The sequence below is a fragment of the Streptomyces sp. AA1529 genome (assembly GCF_000280905.1).
Classification (GTDB): Bacteria; Actinomycetota; Actinomycetes; order Streptomycetales; family Streptomycetaceae; genus Streptomyces.
This window is the reverse complement of sequence record NZ_ALAP01000011.1, coordinates 14,075-29,224: the sequence shown is the minus strand read 5'-3', so window position 1 is coordinate 29,224 and position 15,150 is coordinate 14,075. Positions and strand designations below refer to the sequence as shown.

General features: G+C 71.4%; 15 protein-coding genes and 1 tRNA gene. 11 read left to right on the top strand and 5 right to left on the bottom strand.

The genetic code is table 11. The features are described from left to right. Positions 1-157: 157 nt before the first annotated feature. Together A949_RS0102215 and A949_RS0102210 are read left to right on the top strand one after the other, a co-directional pair. Positions 158-454 (top strand): type II toxin-antitoxin system VapB family antitoxin, encoded by a 297-nt coding sequence (locus A949_RS0102215; RefSeq protein WP_003999914.1) that lies wholly within the window; start codon positions 158-160, stop codon positions 452-454. Positions 455-683: 229 nt separating this feature from the next. Beyond that, entirely contained in the window at positions 684-1,403 is a 720-nt protein-coding gene (locus A949_RS0102210; protein WP_078534257.1) for a LytR C-terminal domain-containing protein, read from the top strand. 164 nt (positions 1,404-1,567) lie between these two features. On the opposite strand, the gene upp is transcribed toward A949_RS0102210, so the two are convergent. Next, entirely contained in the window at positions 1,568-2,200 is a 633-nt protein-coding gene (upp, locus tag A949_RS0102205; RefSeq protein WP_026004265.1) for a uracil phosphoribosyltransferase, read from the bottom strand. Between the two features lie 826 nt (positions 2,201-3,026). Between upp and A949_RS0102200 the strand changes: the two genes are divergently transcribed. From A949_RS0102200 to A949_RS0102180, 5 genes are all read left to right on the top strand, one after another. Beyond that, positions 3,027-3,269, top strand: a complete 243-nt coding sequence (locus A949_RS0102200; protein ID WP_019354372.1) for a hypothetical protein — start codon at positions 3,027-3,029, stop codon at positions 3,267-3,269. Positions 3,270-3,650: 381 nt separating this feature from the next. After that, positions 3,651-3,947: a hypothetical protein gene (locus A949_RS38800; RefSeq protein WP_078534255.1), complete on the top strand. Its 297-nt coding sequence runs from the start codon at positions 3,651-3,653 to the stop codon at positions 3,945-3,947. A 301-nt stretch (positions 3,948-4,248) separates the two neighbouring features. Then, entirely contained in the window at positions 4,249-4,800 is a 552-nt protein-coding gene (locus A949_RS0102190; protein ID WP_019354370.1) for a tRNA adenosine deaminase-associated protein, read from the top strand. A gap of 31 nt (positions 4,801-4,831) precedes the next feature. Beyond that, positions 4,832-5,470, top strand: a complete 639-nt coding sequence (gene tadA / locus A949_RS0102185; RefSeq protein ID WP_019354369.1) for a tRNA adenosine(34) deaminase TadA — start codon at positions 4,832-4,834, stop codon at positions 5,468-5,470. Positions 5,471-5,480: 10 nt separating this feature from the next. Next, positions 5,481-5,567: transfer RNA gene (locus tag A949_RS0102180), tRNA-Ser, on the top strand. Positions 5,568-5,675: 108 nt separating this feature from the next. Here the strand turns inward: A949_RS0102180 and A949_RS0102175 are convergent. Beyond that, the gene (locus A949_RS0102175) at positions 5,676-6,440 is read right to left on the bottom strand and encodes a GntR family transcriptional regulator (RefSeq protein WP_019354368.1); all 765 of its coding nucleotides are present in this window, start codon (positions 6,438-6,440) and stop codon (positions 5,676-5,678) included. Positions 6,441-6,518: 78 nt separating this feature from the next. On the opposite strand from A949_RS0102175, the gene A949_RS32170 reads away from it, so the two are divergent. Together A949_RS32170 and A949_RS0102165 are read left to right on the top strand one after the other, a co-directional pair. Next, entirely contained in the window at positions 6,519-6,794 is a 276-nt protein-coding gene (locus A949_RS32170; protein WP_037705794.1) for a hypothetical protein, read from the top strand. A 237-nt stretch (positions 6,795-7,031) separates the two neighbouring features. Continuing rightward, positions 7,032-7,313 (top strand): hypothetical protein, encoded by a 282-nt coding sequence (locus tag A949_RS0102165; protein ID WP_019354366.1) that lies wholly within the window; start codon positions 7,032-7,034, stop codon positions 7,311-7,313. 274 nt (positions 7,314-7,587) lie between these two features. On the opposite strand, the gene A949_RS0102160 is transcribed toward A949_RS0102165, so the two are convergent. Together A949_RS0102160 and A949_RS0102155 are read right to left on the bottom strand one after the other, a co-directional pair. Beyond that, positions 7,588-8,883, bottom strand: a complete 1,296-nt coding sequence (locus A949_RS0102160; RefSeq protein WP_019354365.1) for an FAD-dependent oxidoreductase — start codon at positions 8,881-8,883, stop codon at positions 7,588-7,590. Further along, positions 8,880-10,277 carry an MFS transporter gene (locus A949_RS0102155; RefSeq protein ID WP_019354364.1) on the bottom strand — a complete coding sequence of 466 codons (1,398 nt, stop codon included), beginning with the start codon at positions 10,275-10,277 and terminating at the stop codon, positions 8,880-8,882. The genes A949_RS0102160 and A949_RS0102155 overlap by 4 nt, the downstream gene beginning before the upstream one ends. Positions 10,278-10,513: 236 nt before the next feature. On the opposite strand from A949_RS0102155, the gene A949_RS0102150 reads away from it, so the two are divergent. Both A949_RS0102150 and putP read left to right on the top strand, forming a co-directional pair. Then, the gene (locus A949_RS0102150; protein WP_019354363.1) at positions 10,514-11,146 is read left to right on the top strand and encodes a TetR/AcrR family transcriptional regulator; all 633 of its coding nucleotides are present in this window, start codon (positions 10,514-10,516) and stop codon (positions 11,144-11,146) included. A 611-nt stretch (positions 11,147-11,757) separates the two neighbouring features. Beyond that, entirely contained in the window at positions 11,758-13,593 is a 1,836-nt protein-coding gene (putP, locus tag A949_RS0102145; protein WP_019354362.1) for a sodium/proline symporter PutP, read from the top strand. A 95-nt stretch (positions 13,594-13,688) separates the two neighbouring features. Here putP and A949_RS0102140 read toward each other — a convergent pair whose 3' ends face one another. Next, entirely contained in the window at positions 13,689-15,095 is a 1,407-nt protein-coding gene (locus tag A949_RS0102140; protein WP_019354361.1) for an MFS transporter, read from the bottom strand. Positions 15,096-15,150: the final 55 nt, after the last annotated feature.

Sequence of the window (15,150 nt, the reverse complement as noted above, 5' to 3'; positions counted from 1 at the left end):
GCGGCGTTCCGCTCCTCGCCCCTGCGGGTCCGCCGCGCGCTTCTCCACCGTCCGCCCACGGTCTGCCCACTTTCTCTCCGCTTTACCGCCGAATCACCCGGATTGCACCACCGGCACAGGGCTGCGCCCGGTACCGGTGGCCCGGTAGGCTTTCCGTGTGATCTTCAAGCGAATCGGAAACGGGCGGCCGTACCCCGACCATGGCCGGGAGAGCACCCGTCAGTGGGCGGATGTGGCCCCGCGCCCGGTGCGCCTTGACCAGCTCGTCACCACCAAGGGCCAGCTCGACCTGGAGACGCTGCTCGCGGAGGATTCGACGTTCTACGGGGATCTGTTCGCCCACGTCGTGAAGTGGCAGGGCGACCTGTACCTGGAGGACGGACTGCACCGCGCGGTGCGCGCGGCGCTCCAGCAGCGCCAGGTGTTGCACGCACGCGTCCTCGAACTGGACTGAGCACAGCTCCGCGACCGAACCGGCCGCAGCGCCGCTGACCACCGCGCCGCTGATCGCGGGCGCCGGATCGGGCCGTCCATGAGCCGCGCCCGAACCTCGCCCGGACACGCTTTCGATTCGGCAACCGGAGACTCCCCGCGTTCCTCCGTTCGGGTACGCGTCACGGGCGCGGCGAGAAGCCTTTGATCATCTAGTAGGCAGTACCGCATCCGGCCACTACCCTGCGCACATGAGCATGCTCACTCCTCCGGGCCTGGGCGGGAAGTACCGCATCAAGGGTGACCGCTACCCACGGATGCGCAGACCGCGCAGGTGGGGGCGGATCGTCGCCGCCTCGCTGGCCTCGGTGCTGGCCGCGGCGGTGCTGGGATGGGGCGCGCTCCAGGTCATCGGCATCTTCACCGGCAGCGGCCCGGCCAAGGCGGCCGACCGCCCGGGCAAGCGGGCGAAATGCGCCTCGGCCGCGCCCGCCGCGGACGCCCGCACCAGCGGCAGGAAGGCCGCGGAGAGCAAGCCGGAGAGCAAGAAGGCCGCAGGAGGCGACGACCTCCCCGAGCCCGGCGACATCACCGTGAACGTCCTCAACGCCACCTCGCGCAGCGGACTGGCCAAGGACACGGCCGACGAACTGAAGAAGCGCGGCTTCAAGATCGGCAGGATCGGCAACGCCCCGCCGGAGTTCGACAAGAAGATCAAGAAGGCCGCCTTCCTCGTCGGGGCCCCCGGCGCGTCGACCTCCGACCGCATGCACGTCCTGGGCACCCAGCTCGCGCACACCGAGACCCGGTACGACGAGCGGGACGGCAAGGACGTGGACCTGATCCTCGGCAACGGCTTCGAGGACCTGGCGAAGAAGAAGGCCGCCACCGCGGCCCTGGCCGAACTGGCCGGCCCCGCGGCCGGCCCGGGAGAGCCCGGAAAGCCGGGAGCGTCGCCCTCGGCCTGCTGAGCCCCGCCCTGCCGGGCCCGCGTACCGCGACCGGCCGCGTCAGGCCTCCGGGAGACACGCGCCCCGGGCAGGAGCCACAGCCGAGCAGCCGGGCCCGCGACCGACCGGCCGCGGGGATCTGCCGGACGGACCGGACGGACGGACCGGACGCCCGGACGGACCGGTCAGACGGTGCCGTACATCCGGTCGCCGGCATCGCCCAGGCCCGGCACGATGAAGCCCTGGTCGTTGAGGCGCTCGTCGACCGAGGCGGTCACGACGGTCACCGGTGTACCGGCCAGGTCCCGCTCCATGACGGCGACCCCCTCGGGCGCGGCCAGCAGGCACAGCGCGGTCACGTCGTCGGCGCCGCGCCGGATCAGCTCCTGGATCGCGGCGACGAGTGTGCCGCCGGTGGCCAGCATCGGGTCGAGGACATAGACCTGCCGCCCGGACAGGTCGTCGGGCATCCGGTTCGCGTAGGTCGACGCCTGGAGCGTCTCCTCGTCGCGGATCATCCCGAGGAAACCGACCTCGGCCGTCGGCAGCAGCCGGACCATGCCCTCCAGCATGCCGAGCCCGGCGCGGATGATCGGAACCACCAGCGGCCGGGGCCGGGACAGCTGCACGCCGGTGGTGTCGGTCACCGGCGTGGTGATTCCGACCGCCTCGACGCGCACGTCGCGGGTGGCCTCGTACGCCAGCAGCGTCACCAGCTCGTCCGCGAGGCGGCGGAAGGTCGGTGAGTCGGTGCGCGCGTCGCGCAGGGTGGTGAGCTTGTGCGCGACGAGGGGGTGGTCGACGACCTGCAAACGCAAAATGTCCTCCAAGGGCCTGAACAGCAGCGAAGGCCGCGCAGCGGCCCTGGGTCTCCAGGTTACCGAGCCCCCGTGCACGGGCACCGGCCGACCGCTCGCAGCAGGTGCGTGCCCGCTCGGCGCCCACGCACCCCGGCACACCCGCCCCGGTCCGTCGGCGGTCGAGGAGCGCCCTGCTCGGCGCGGTCACGGCTCGGCGGCGACCCGGGCACCGAGTCACCGGCGCGACCTCCCGCACCCGCGGCCGGGACGGCCCGGCGGCGGCGTCTTCCGCCCCGTCCTCCCGCCTCCTCAGCCGGCTTTCGGGAGGTCTTCCCCTTCGTCGAAAACGGACCCGAGGCGGGCACAGCTTATGAATGAACGGGCAATCCGTCATTTCTTTTCGGGCACCGTTCCTGGAAACTCGAAGCAATCGGGCACCAAGCAGAACAGGACGGCAGCCTCCGGCGATCGTCCGAAACCCCCGAGAGTTCCGGGATGAACCACCCGCATCGTTCCCGGCTTTATCGATCCATTAACTTCCGTTCATGGCAGCGGAGTTGCTCGTGCGCTGCACTCCGCATACGTTGAATGCGACATCAACCCGTACCGCCCGGGAAGTCGAATGCGTTGTGCACGCGACGCGTTGACACCTCTGCGCGCGGCGGAGACGGCACCTCCACTCGTCTCCGGCCTCGACCGTCAGCGGCCACATCCGGCCGGACGCGTCCATGCGCAGCGTTTTCCCCGGCGCCGCTCGGACTCCACGAGGATCCATTCAGGCGCGGCCCGGGGCGGTCAGCGAATCGCGGGCGGGCACAGGGACGCAATCCGGAACTGGAGAAGAATGCACACGACGAAGCGTAAGGCCGCCCTCGCCGCAGGCAGCCTGGCGGCGGCCATGGGAATCTCCCTGCTCGGTGCGGGCGCCGCGGCCGCGTCACCGATCAGGCCCTGGACGGGCGTGATCGGTGACGGCAGTTACCGGGCCTGCCTGGAGTACGGCAACACGATGGCCCAGAAGGGTGCACTGCACGGCTACACCTGCACCCAGATGTCCAACGGCAAGTACTTCTTCCGCTGGTACTGACAGATCCCCACGGGCTTGCCCGGGCACGGTCCGAGCGAGAACAGCTCACACGACTTCCGTGCCCGGGCAGGCCCGTGTGCCGTGGTCGACCCGTCCGGTCCGGGCTGTGACTGATCAGCGGCCCGGCAGCGGCGAGCCGTTCGTCGCGGGCGGACCGGCTGAAGCGTGGTTCCCTCCGGCGCCCGGCCTCCGGTCGTCGCCCCCCGGTCCCGCGGCGCCCGGCGCACCCACCCGGCGCGCGCCGTACCCGACCGCGCCGGGGGCCGGAAGCCAGGGGGTCGCATCCGTCCACTGCGCAGTACGCGCCGTGGCCGGATGCGCCGGGGCGCACTGGCATACGCCCGGCGGACCGGGGAAGGTGGCTCTACACCGGAGGTGCATATGTCAGAGCCACGTGAGCCCGGGCAGCGAGCGCGCCGACGTCCGGGAAGGCCGTCCCGGCCCCACCCGGGATCGGGCGCCCGCACGGAACCCGACCGCCGCGGGGACCCACGTACCCAGTCGGAGTTCCGGACGGAGGGGGACCGCGACACGGACGTCGAGCGACTGCGCCGACGCGCGCACTTCCTCCGCGAGCTCAACGAGGCGAAAGAGCTGCGCGAACGCGTCCATCCCCGCCGGTCGCGAGCGGTGCGCCGGCGTCGGCAGGCACTGCGGATGCGCACCTTCCGCTGGTGAGCCCCGCCGCCGAGACCGTCCACGGACGAAGACCGGCCCGCGGCCCGGCGGCCGCCCGCAGGGCCCCGCCATGCGGCACCCCCGCGGCCCGACCGCGCGAACCGCGCTGAGTGGCGACTTGTCACACTGGGTCGACGCAGGCGAGCGCCGGGTAAACGTTTGGGCAACAGTCCGGCAAACAGCACGACGACGCACTGCCGAAGACCCTTCGCACAGCGCAGGTTTCTGCCACGATTCCGATGGGGCGGGGCACGGTCCTCGTCAGCACTCGGGCACATCTTGAATCAGTGGGAGAGTCACGGTGTATTTCGCCGCGCTGCTCGCGCGCACCGAAGACGGGTGGGAAGCGAGCGACACAGAGCTGGACGATGTGGAGACCCTGGCCGACCTGGCCGACCTGGCCCGCGAGGCCACGACAGACGACGAGACGGTGCTGGTCTGCATCGAGCAGGACGGCATGTGGTTCGGCGTCGTCCGCGTGGACGGCGAGGACGACCCGCGGGTGTTCGTCTCGGACGCCGCGGCGGCGATGCGCAGCTCGTACGGCGAAATACTGCTGTCGGACGAGCTGCTCGGCCGCCAACCGGAGGACCCGTCGGCCCTCGACCAACTCGTGGACCTGGACGGCACGGAGGACGGGGAGCCGGAAGGCAGCGAGGACGACGACGGGACGGCCGAACGCGCCGCGGCAGCCGACGCGGAGGGCGCACCAGCGGGTCCGCTGGGCAACGCGGACCTGCTCAGCGACCTCGGCATGGCGGAGAAGGTGCTGCTCACCCTCTCCCCCGAGGACGCACTGAGCGAGGTCGCCGACGCGCTCGGCTGCACGGATGTACTGGAGGCCGTCCGCTGAGCCGAAGCACAGCAGGCGCCACACTGGCCCCATGACCCCCGCGACCCCCGCGACCCCCGCACCCGGCGACCGGCCGACCGCCGCGTCCCCCTCCCCCGGCCCGGACACCGCCTCCGGGCCGGGGGCCACTCCCGGCGACCCCGTACGCGACCCCTGGCGCGCGCCCATGCGGCTCGCGCTCGCGGAAGCCGCACGGGCACCGGGAACCGGGGACGTGCCAGTCGGCGCGGTCGTGCTCGGGCCGGACGGCACCGTACTGGGCCGGGGGCACAACGCCCGCGAGGCGGACGGGGACCCCACGGCCCACGCCGAACTGCTCGCCCTCCGCGCCGCCGCCCGGGCCCGCGGCGGCAGCGACTGGCGACTGACCGGCTGCACCCTCGTCGTCACCCTGGAGCCGTGCACGATGTGCGCGGGCGCGGCCGTGCTCTCCCGCGTCGACCGCGTCGTCTACGGCGCCCCGGACACGAAGGCCGGCGCCGCGGGCTCCCTGTGGGACGCCCTGCGCGACCGCCGCCTCAACCACCGCCCCGAGGTCGTCAACGGCGTCCTGGCCACCGAGTGCGCCACCCTCCTCACCAGCTTCTTCCGCCCCACCGACCCCACACCCCCCACGGCACAGGGCACCACCCCGGATACCGATTTCGACCCCGGGCCCTCGGTGGGCTAGAGTTCCTCTCGGTAGCGTGTCCGAGCGGCCGAAGGAGCTCGCCTCGAAAGCGAGTGAGGGGGCAACTCCTCCGTGGGTTCAAATCCCACCGCTACCGCTTCTGAGCAGGATGAACGAAGGGCCGGACCCCGCTGGGGTCCGGCCCTTCGTCGTGGCGCACGGATGCAATACGCACGGTTCCAAGCTCACCCATCGAGCCAGGCAATCACATCTGCCCTTCTCCGATCTGCGCCTCGTAGACGATCTCGGCATGGGCCGCTGGGACGATGATGTCGGCTGTTTCAACCGGGCGGCCGTCACCGTCGTAGTACGTACGCTGAATGCGCGTGACAAGTGATCCGCGCTGGAGGCCGAGAAGTTGTGCCTCTTCTGCTGTGGCGTGGCCGGGCTCGGGTTGTTCGACCGCGTGACTGATGTGGATGTCGATCGCGGCCATACGTTCCACGACACCAGAGCCGGCATGCGGACCGCCCTCGGGAAGGACGACGATCGTGCCGCCGGTCAGGGTGTAGGGCTCCCAACTGGTCGAGAGCTGCACCGGCTTGCTGTCCGACAGGAACTCGTATCGGGTACGGACGCAGAGATCGCCCTCACCGATACCGAGGCGAGCTGCGATGTCCGGCGGAGCTGGCACCTTCGCGTCCGTGTGGTGCTCCCACGTGCCGTTCCGGCCGAGAGCGGCCATGTCTGCGCGGAAGGGTGAGCCACCTCGACGTTCGCGGCTGAGCGAGCGGACCATGCGCATGCGCCGACGAGGCTCCGCGACGTATGTGCCGGAGCCCGCGCGCCCCTCCAGCAGTCCCTGGGAGATCAGCAGCTCCTGCGCTCTTCGGATGACGTTGTCGCCTACGCCGTACTCGGCGCCGAGCGCGGCGCGGGAGGGGAGCCGGTCGCCGGGTGACCAGTCGCCGTCAGCGATGCGCTGCCGGAACAGGTCGGCGATGCGGAGATAGGGCGGCTGCTCAGGCATGTGGAAAATCTAGTCCACTAGCTCTAATCTAGTTAACTAGCTTTACTCCACGTGACCGACCTGTGGCGGAGGATCGTCATGCCTCAACCCGTTGTACGAGCGCGTTCGATCGCAGCTCGGCTCTCCGCCATCGGCCTCAAACCGCGCATCAGGCGGGGCCACACCGGCTTCCGGGTCGAAGTGACCCCGCCCGTCGGACCCAGTGCTGCCCACTGGACGGCGCTCCTGGCCGCGTTGGAGCAAGGCGACCAGTTCGGGCTCCGCACCGACGGTGCTTCCACCGTCGCGTGGGCCCTCGTCCTCTCCGAGGATCCGGCCTCACCGACCAAGCGGGGCACGGATCCGCAGCCGTAAGGAGCTGCGTCGTGCGCCCCTACCTCCGAACGTTGCTCACGCTGGTACGCCACCGCCCGAGCCGCCGCACACCGCCCGCCCAGGTGGACGAAGCCCCGAAGCTCCCGGCTCGGCGTCGTCCCTGCGCCATCTCCCCGGGCGGTCGCTTCCACTGCCCGGACGCGTGGCACGGAAACGGGGAAGCCCTGCTATCTGAGCGGCAACCCCGGGTCTCCCCTCTCTCTGTACGCCGATGCAGTGGAAGACACCCACCTCATCAACGGCGACCGAGCCCTCAAGCGCGCTGTCCAGCTTCTCGACGCGGTCGCCCAGGAGGACGTAGAGCCAGAGGGCGGAGATGCGGACGGATCCCTCCAGGCGCTCCGGGACACCGTGACCGCCCTCAGCAACGCGCTCCGGATCGCTGACAGCCGCGGAGCCCGGCTGACGGACGAAGATGACGATGCTCCCCGTTCCCAGCTCGTCGAGAGGGGACATGAGGGCGGCATCCCCCATCTACGAGCCGAAGCCTTCGGCTGAGTGCTCGTCGGCGTCGCCCGTGCAGGGTCTCAGTTCGGGTCTCATTCAGGGCCGTCCGGCAGCGTTCGCCGAAGCCCACCACCACCGGCCCGCACAGCCCACGAACGGCCCTGAACGGCCCCGCACAACCCCCTCACCACCCCGAACAGACCTCGAAAGTGAGTGAGGGGGCAACTCCTCCGTGGGTTCGAATCCCACCGCTACCGCTTCTGAGCAGCACGAATGAAGGGCCGGACCCCGCGCGGAGTCCGGCCCTTCGTCGTGGGGATCGGGGTCAGCTCGGGGTCGGGAAGGCGGGGAGGGTGAGGGCCGAGTGGGTCGGTCGGCCCTCCGCGGGGGGCAGGGTGTCGAGGTTGCGCAGCATGTCGTTGCGCCGGGCCAGGGCCTGGGCGGTGGTCGGGAAGAGTACGGCGTCGCCCTCGCCGACCAGGTCCTGGTTGGCGGTGACGAACTCGCGGGTGTGCTGCTCGTATGCGGCGAAGCCCGCGGTGTGGTCCTGGTCGGCCAGGGCGGCGGCGAGCATGTACGCGCCGACGAGGGCGAGGCTGGTGCCCTGTCCGGTGAGGAACGAGGGCGCGTACGCGGCGTCGCCCACCAGCGCGACTCTGCCGCTGGACCAGCGGGGCAGGCGGATCTGGCTGACCGCGTCGAAGAACAGGTCGTCCGCGTCGCGCAGTGCGGCGAGCATGCCCGGGACCTCCCAGCCCGCGTCGGCGAACACGTCGGCGACCAGGTCGCGTTGGGCCCGCGGGTTCCGGAACGCCTCGAACGGCGGTTCCGGGTGCGCGAAGTTCAGGAAGGCGTGCACGCCGTCGCCGCCGCCCGCGGCTGAGCCGCACCCCGCTGAGCCGCCCCCCGCTGAGCCGCCCTCCGCGGAGCCGTCCCCGACCGCGTACAGGACCGCGGCCCGGCCCGGGGTGTTCCAGATCAGGGCCTCGCGGGAGAGCCCGAGAGGGTTGCGCATGGTGAACCCGGCGAAGCAGTAGCCGAGGTAGCGGTGGAACTGCTCCTCGGGGCCGAAGAGGAACTCGCGGGTGCGGGAGTGCAGCCCGTCGGCGCCGAAGACGAGGTCGAACGTACGTGTGCCGCCGCCGCAGAAGGTGACGTCGACGCCGTGGTCCGACTGGTCGAAGGTGTCGACGGAGTCGTCGAACACGAACTCCACGTCGTCGCGGACCGCCGCGTGGAGGGCGCCGACCAAGTCTCCGCGCGGCACCTCCAGATCGCGTCCCTCGACACCGCCGGTGACGGTGTGCGGGTGGATCGCCGCCACTTCGCCGCCGTCCCCGTCGAGGAAGGCCAGCCGGCGCAGGTCGATGTGCGCGTCCCGCAGCCGCGGCAGGATTCCCATCCGCCGGACGACCTCGAGCGCGGTGCCCCGCACGTCGATCGGGTAGCCGCCGCCGCGCAGCGCGCTCGCCTTCTCGACGACCGTCACCGCGAATCCACCGCGGTTGAGCCAGTAGGCGAGGGCGGGCCCCGCGATGCTCGCGCCGGATATCAGGGCGGTGCGGCGCGATGCGGCAGCTCCCGTACGTGCGGTGCCGCTCGGCGGGTCGGTGCGGGTCATTCGGTGACTCCCTTGCTCATGGTGCGGGCGACGAGGAGGGACAGCGCCGTGACGGCGCCGGCGAGGACGAAGCCGGTGACGAAGGCCGACTCGGCCGGAACATGCGAGCCGGAGGGGGTTCCGGCGGTGAGGATCGCGCCGCAGGCCTGCATCCCCACGGCGTAGCCGAGCACGCGGGTGACCAGGACCAGGCTGGTGGCGATGCCGGTGTCGCCGTGCTCGACGGAGGTGGCGGTGCTGGTCACCATCGCCGTGACGCAGAGGCCGCTGCCGAGCGCGATCGCCGTCTTGGCGACGACGAGGTGCCAGATCTCGGTGTGGACGGCTGCCAGCACGAGCAGCGAGCCGGCCATGAGGACGATCCCGGCGGTGACCACGGCACGCGAGCCGAACCGCCGCGCCCCCATCCCGCCGAGCGGCCCGGCCACCGACGCGGCCACGGTGCCGGGGAGCAGGAAGAAGCCGATCTCGGTGGCGCCGGCCCCGAACCCGTACGCGTCGGTGGGCACGTCGAAGAGCTGCGGGACGAGGTAGAGCGCCCCCGAGGTGCCGACGCAGATCATGAACGTCAGCACACACGACTTCCACACCGCGGGCCGCGCCAGCATGTGCAGGTCGACCAGCGGCGAGGCGGCTCGGCGCTCGGCGGTGATCCATCCGGCCACGAAGGCGGCCAGCACCACGACGAGCGCCCCCAGGGCGAGTGGCTGCGAGCCGGCTTCGGGCGCCAGCTGGAGCACGAGCATGAGCGTGATCAGCGTCCCGCTCAGCAGGACCAGGCCGGGCCAGTCGATCCCCGTCCCGTCCGACCGAACCGGCGGATCCTGCGGCATCAGCCGGTTCACCAGCAGGGTCGACCCGATGACCGCGAGCGTCGGCAGTGCGAACATCCAGTGCCGGGAGAGCCCTTCCGCCACGGGCCCGGCCGACAGCGTCCCCGCCATCCCGCCCGCCACGAACAGCCCGCTCACCACCCCGATGGCCACCTTCGACTCGCCCTCGGGGAGGTGCGCGCGCACCAGGATGAACGACAGCGGCAGCGCGCCGACCATCGCCCCTTGCAGCAGTTGGCCGAGCAGCAGCACCGGCAGGTTCGGCGCCAGCGACGACACCATTCCTCCGACGCCGACCACCGCCATCAGCCGGACCAGGACCCGCTTCCCGCCGTACCGGTCGCCGAACTTGCCGGCGACCGGTGTGACGAGCGCGCCCGTGATGAGCAGCATGATGCCGAGTAACGCCCCTTCGGCGGGGCTCATGTCCAGCTCGCGCTGCAGGAGCGGCAGCGTCGGTGTCACCACCGACTCCAGAGCGCCGGAGGCGACTGCCAGCAGGCCGAGGGCTGCGACAGCGGGCTTGCCGATGCGGATCGGGGGAGCCGTCGTCGTGGTCATGGAGGTCCTTCCGTCGGTGCCGGACGCGTTGTCGGCGGCGGGATACGTCGTCGGCGGCTGGATACGTCGTCGGGGCCGCCCGGTGCGTGGTCCCGGAAGAGCGATGGCGAGGGTCGGCCGACGTGGGCGCAGCCCCGCCGGGCAGGGCGGTGCGCGAACGCGGTGCGGAGGAGCAGTGCGCGCCGCGATCCGAGAACTACACTACACGGTGCAGTGTAGAACGCTAGGATGCGCCCATGCCGACCACGAAGACACTGCGCGAGGGGTCAGCGCAGAAGCGGGCCGCGATCCTCTCGGCGGCCCGGGAACTGTTCCTCGCCGACGGCTTCGACCGGTCCAGCGTCGACGCGGTCGCCGCACGGGCCGGGGTCTCCAAGCGGACGGTCTACGACTACTTCGGCGACAAGCAGACGCTGCTGCACGCGGTCGTCGACACCGTCGGCCAGGCCCTGATCACCACGGTCCGGAGCACACTGGACGACACCCTCACCGACCGCACCGGGACGGCCGACCTCGAGGACGCCCTGGTGGCCTTCTCCATGCAGATCGCGACCGAGATGCTCGACTCGGCGGAGTACGCGACGCTGCTCCGGCTGGTCCGGACGGAGTCCGGCCACCTGCCGCACCGGGGCTACAACCCCATGGCAGACGCCCCCGACGAGGCGATCGGCGAGCGGTTCGCCGCCTTGGCGGACGCCGGACTGCTGGACGTCCCCGACCCGCGGCTCGCCGCCGACCAGTTCCTCGCGCTGACCTTCGGCGTCGCACTGGACAGGCTCGGTTCGGCGAACGCGGCGGAGGATACCCGCGTCCGACCGCTCGTCGTCGAGGGAGTGCGGACCTTTTTGCGGGCATACCGCACCAGGTAGGCATAGCGCACCCGGACGGCGCCGCCCCGCGGCCGCCGGGGCCGCTCTTCGCGATGCCCTCCGGTGTGTTCATTCGAGTTCGGTTCGAGTTCGGCGTCGTTTCCCGCTGTGCGCTCGCGTTCGCCGCGAAGATCGATCGTGATGAACCGATGAACGCGATCTCCGCGTGACGATGATGTTCACGATTTCTCCATCGGCTTCTCCGGCGACGCTTGCCGATGTCCGTCGGTGTTTATCGGTGTCCGTCGATGTTCACGGAAGTTCGCCGACGTTTCGTGTTCGGCACGCACCCACCGCCACACCGGGCGAGACGCCACGGAACTCCGTACGAAAATCCGTGCGAAACCCCGGGCGGAGGGGCGGATTCCGCGCGGTTCGTGCCGATAAGCGCGCGCGTGTTCCCCCTCGTCACCCGATACTCGCCGGTTCCGGCAGCCCCGGGTGGCGCGGGAACTGCGCGCGCATCACGATCCGGAACCGATCAAGTGGTGCGGCACCGGATTCCCTCGCCAGAAAGCGCTCCGTTTTCCTAAGCTCCAGCCTCCCGGCCCGAAAGTGTGACCGCGTACGCGGTATGTACCAAAGGCGCTCCGCAGCACAGGGAGTAATACATGATCGCCCTGACCGTCCCCGTCATGATCACCTTTGGCGTCTTCTTGATCGCGATGGTCATGGTCGGTGTTGTGACGCACGAAGAAACGACCACATTCGACGATTTCACCGTCGGCAGCCGCCGGCTCACCGCACCGGTGGCGGCGCTGTCCGCCGGAGCCGCCGATATGTCCGGCTGGCTCTTCCTGGGCCTTCCGGGCGCTGTGTACATGGCCGGGATCGGCGCCACCTGGATCGCCGCGGGACTGATCGTCGGCACGTATCTCAACTGGCGTTTCGTCGCACCCCGCTTGCGGATCTTCACCGAGCGGGTGGGCGCTGTGACCCTGCCGTCCTATCTGGAGGAGCGGTTCGAGGACGGGAGCAGGGTGATCCGGCTGCTGTCGGCCGTCGTCACCGTCGTGTTCTTCACCGTCTACGTCGCCAGCGGACTCGTCGCCTGCGGGCTGCTGGCGGACGAAATATTCGGTGCGGGCTTCGAGTTGGGGCTCACCGTATTCGCCGTGGTGATCGTCATCTACACCATTCTCGGCGGATTCCGGGCCCTGAGCGTCAGCCACTCCATACAGGGAACGCTGATGTTCCTCACGGCGATCGCCCTCCCCGCCATCGCCCTGTGGCAGCTCGGCGGCTTCGGCGCACTGCACGACCGGCTCACCGCCGCCACCCCGGCACTGCTCGACCCGCTGGCCGAGGCGTCCTTCGCCGACAAGAAATGGACATCGGGCCACTCGCTCGGGGTCGTCGCGACGATCTCGCTGCTCTCCTGGGGACTGGGCTACTTCGGCCAGCCCCACATCCTGACCCGCTTCATGAGCATCCGCAGCACCCGGGACATACCGCTGGCCCGCCGACTGGGCGTCATGTGGGTGATCGTCGTCCTGACCGGCGCCTCGCTCGTCGGACTCGCCGGGATCGTCGCTCTCGACAAGCCGCTCGACAACCCGGAGACCGTCTTCATCGCCCTGTCGACCCAGCTGACCTCCCCCTGGCTCGCGGGAGTCCTGCTGGTGGCGGTGCTCGCCGCGATCAAGTCCACGGTGGACAGCCAACTGCTGGTCTCGGCCACGTCCCTCACCGAGGACCTCTACCGGGCGTTCTTCCGACGGCGGGCCCAGATCTCGGACACGATGCTGCTGCTGATCGGACGGCTGAGCGTGGTGGCCGTGGCGCTGGTGGCCTATGTGATCGCGTTGAGCGGCGGTGCCGTGCTCGACATCGTCGCCTACGCCTGGGCGGGATTCGGCGCGGCCTTCGGGCCGGTCATCCTCCTGTCGCTGTTCTGGCCCCGGATGACGGCGGCCGGTGCGAAGGCGGGCATGCTCACCGGAGCCCTGACAGTGCTGCTGTGGAAGCAGATCGACCCGCTTCTCGGGCCGCTGCAGACCGGCATCTACGAGATGGTGCCCGGCGTGCTCGCCGCCACCGCGGCGGCCCTGTTCTTCGGCACGTTCGTCGGACGCCCTCCCGCGCTCGACTGGTCGAGGGTGGCGGAGGAGCCGCTGGGCACCGAGCCGCGGCACCCCGGCGAGCAGCAGGTGGCGGGGCAGGTCCCGGGTCAGCCGCGGGGCCAGGCCGCGTGGCAGAGCCAGAGCGCGTGGCAGGGCCGAGGCACGTGGCAGAACCAGGGGGCGTGGGAGGGCCCGGGCGGGTGGCAGAACCAGGAGCAGCGCCGACCGGAGCGCCCGCAGCAGGGGGCCTCGCAGCCGGGTTCTCCTCAGCCGCCTTCGTATCCCACACATCCCACCTCGTATCCCTCGTCCTGGCCCGCACCGCCCGCGGACGGCGGCGGCAGCCCGTACCCCGGGCCGCCCGCCGACGGCTCCGGGAGGTGACCCGGCCGCGGGGGCGGTCCCGGCCCTGACGGGCGGCCCGTGCGCGTGCCGCCGACGGCGCGCCGGGCCGGCCCGCCACGGCCCGGCGCGGCCGGTCAGGCGCGTTCCGTACCGAACGCCTCCGCCAGCGCGGCGGGCGTCAGGACCCGCAGGAAGGGAAGGACGACGAGGGCGACCGCAGCGGCGAACACCAGGAACGCCGCCCGCATGCCGCACCATTCGGCCAGCAGGCCCATCAGTCCGGCGCCGAGCGGCATGGCACCCCAGCTGAAGAGGCGGCTCACGGCGTTGTAGCGGCCGAGCATGCTGTCGGGCACCAGGTGCTGGCCGATCGTCCGGGAGTTGACGGTCCACAGCGTGCCCCCGGCGCCTCCGGCGAACGCCGCGGCGGCGACGCCCCAGACGCTGGTGGTGAGCGCCGGTACGGCCATCATCACGAAGGTGCCGACCAGGTCGGCGAACATCACCCGGCGGCGGCCGAGGAGCCGGTTGGCCCGGGTGACGACGAGGGCGCCGACCAGGCCGCCGATCCCCAGCGCGCTCAGGATCGCGCCGTACTCCTGCGGACTCACCCCCATGGCATCGGTGGCGAACAGCGGCATCAGCGCCAGCCAGGCGCCCCAGCACGCGCACAGGACGGTCAGGATCAGTGCCATCGTGCGCAGCAGCAGCTGCTGCCAGAGGTGGCGCAGCCCGCCGGCGATCTGCCGGTTGACGCTCTCGGGCCGGTCCGGCACCGGCGTCTCCCGGGCCGCGCGGAAGCGGCCGACGAGCAGGAGCGGCACGAACGAGACGGCCAGATAGGACACCCAGGTCGCCCCGAGAGCGACGCCCGTGCCCGCGGCGAGCAGCAGACCGCCGACGAAGGGGCCGCAGAACTCGTTGCAGACCGTCTCGGCCCCGGCGATCCAGGCATTCGCACGCTCCCGCCCCTGCGGCGGGGTCAGGGCCGGGATCAGGGCGGACGCTGCGGTCAGCGCGACGACCTCGGCGACGCCGAGCACCGCTCCGACGGCGCAGAGGGCGGACACGGTGGCGCCGTCGGTCGCCGCGGCCCGGATCAGGGTGCCGAGCGCGAGCAGGCGGAGACCGTTCGCGCCCCACAGCAGTCGGCGCCGGTCGACGCGGTCGACCAGCACTCCGACGTGCAGGGCCGCCAGCAGCCACGGCAGCGACAGGCTGAGCGAGACCGCCGCCACCTGGACCGGGGAGCCGGATGCCCGGGTGGCGAGGAGCGGCAGCGCGATCTTGGTGACGCCGTCCGCGAGATTGGTGACCGCGGTGAAGACCAGCAGGACGACGGTGTTCCGCGTCCCGTACCGCACAGCGGGGTCCGGGGACGGCGGGAGGTCGGGGGCTGACAGCAGCTCCGGCGCGGCAGCCGTCGCGGCCGGGACTGCGGTGGTGCGCGCCGTCCGCTCCGTCGCGGGCTCCGGTCCCGCGTCCGCCCCCTTCGGCAGCTCCGCACCCCCGATGGGCTTCGGCGCGCCCACTGCCGTCATCCGTCCACCGCTCATCAAGCCGTCCCCCATCGCACTCGCCAGATCTCGCCAGATC

Bases quoted from the DNA above. Each gene is read 5' to 3' on its own strand.
- A949_RS0102140 (WP_019354361.1), bottom strand. From the start codon at position 15,095: ATGACGGCAGTGGGCGCGCCGAAGCCCATCGGGGGTGCGGAGCTGCCG.
- A949_RS0102150 (WP_019354363.1), top strand. From the start codon at position 10,514: ATGCCGACCACGAAGACACTGCGCGAGGGGTCAGCGCAGAAGCGGGCC.
- A949_RS0102175 (WP_019354368.1), bottom strand. From the start codon at position 6,440: ATGCCTGAGCAGCCGCCCTATCTCCGCATCGCCGACCTGTTCCGGCAG.
- putP (WP_019354362.1), top strand. From the start codon at position 11,758: ATGATCGCCCTGACCGTCCCCGTCATGATCACCTTTGGCGTCTTCTTG.
- A949_RS38800 (WP_078534255.1), top strand. From the start codon at position 3,651: ATGTCAGAGCCACGTGAGCCCGGGCAGCGAGCGCGCCGACGTCCGGGA.
- A949_RS0102160 (WP_019354365.1), bottom strand. From the start codon at position 8,883: ATGACCCGCACCGACCCGCCGAGCGGCACCGCACGTACGGGAGCTGCC.
- A949_RS0102155 (WP_019354364.1), bottom strand. From the start codon at position 10,277: ATGACCACGACGACGGCTCCCCCGATCCGCATCGGCAAGCCCGCTGTC.
- A949_RS32170 (WP_037705794.1), top strand. From the start codon at position 6,519: ATGCCTCAACCCGTTGTACGAGCGCGTTCGATCGCAGCTCGGCTCTCC.
- A949_RS0102210 (WP_078534257.1), top strand. From the start codon at position 684: ATGAGCATGCTCACTCCTCCGGGCCTGGGCGGGAAGTACCGCATCAAG.
- tadA (WP_019354369.1), top strand. From the start codon at position 4,832: ATGACCCCCGCGACCCCCGCGACCCCCGCACCCGGCGACCGGCCGACC.
- A949_RS0102200 (WP_019354372.1), top strand. From the start codon at position 3,027: ATGCACACGACGAAGCGTAAGGCCGCCCTCGCCGCAGGCAGCCTGGCG.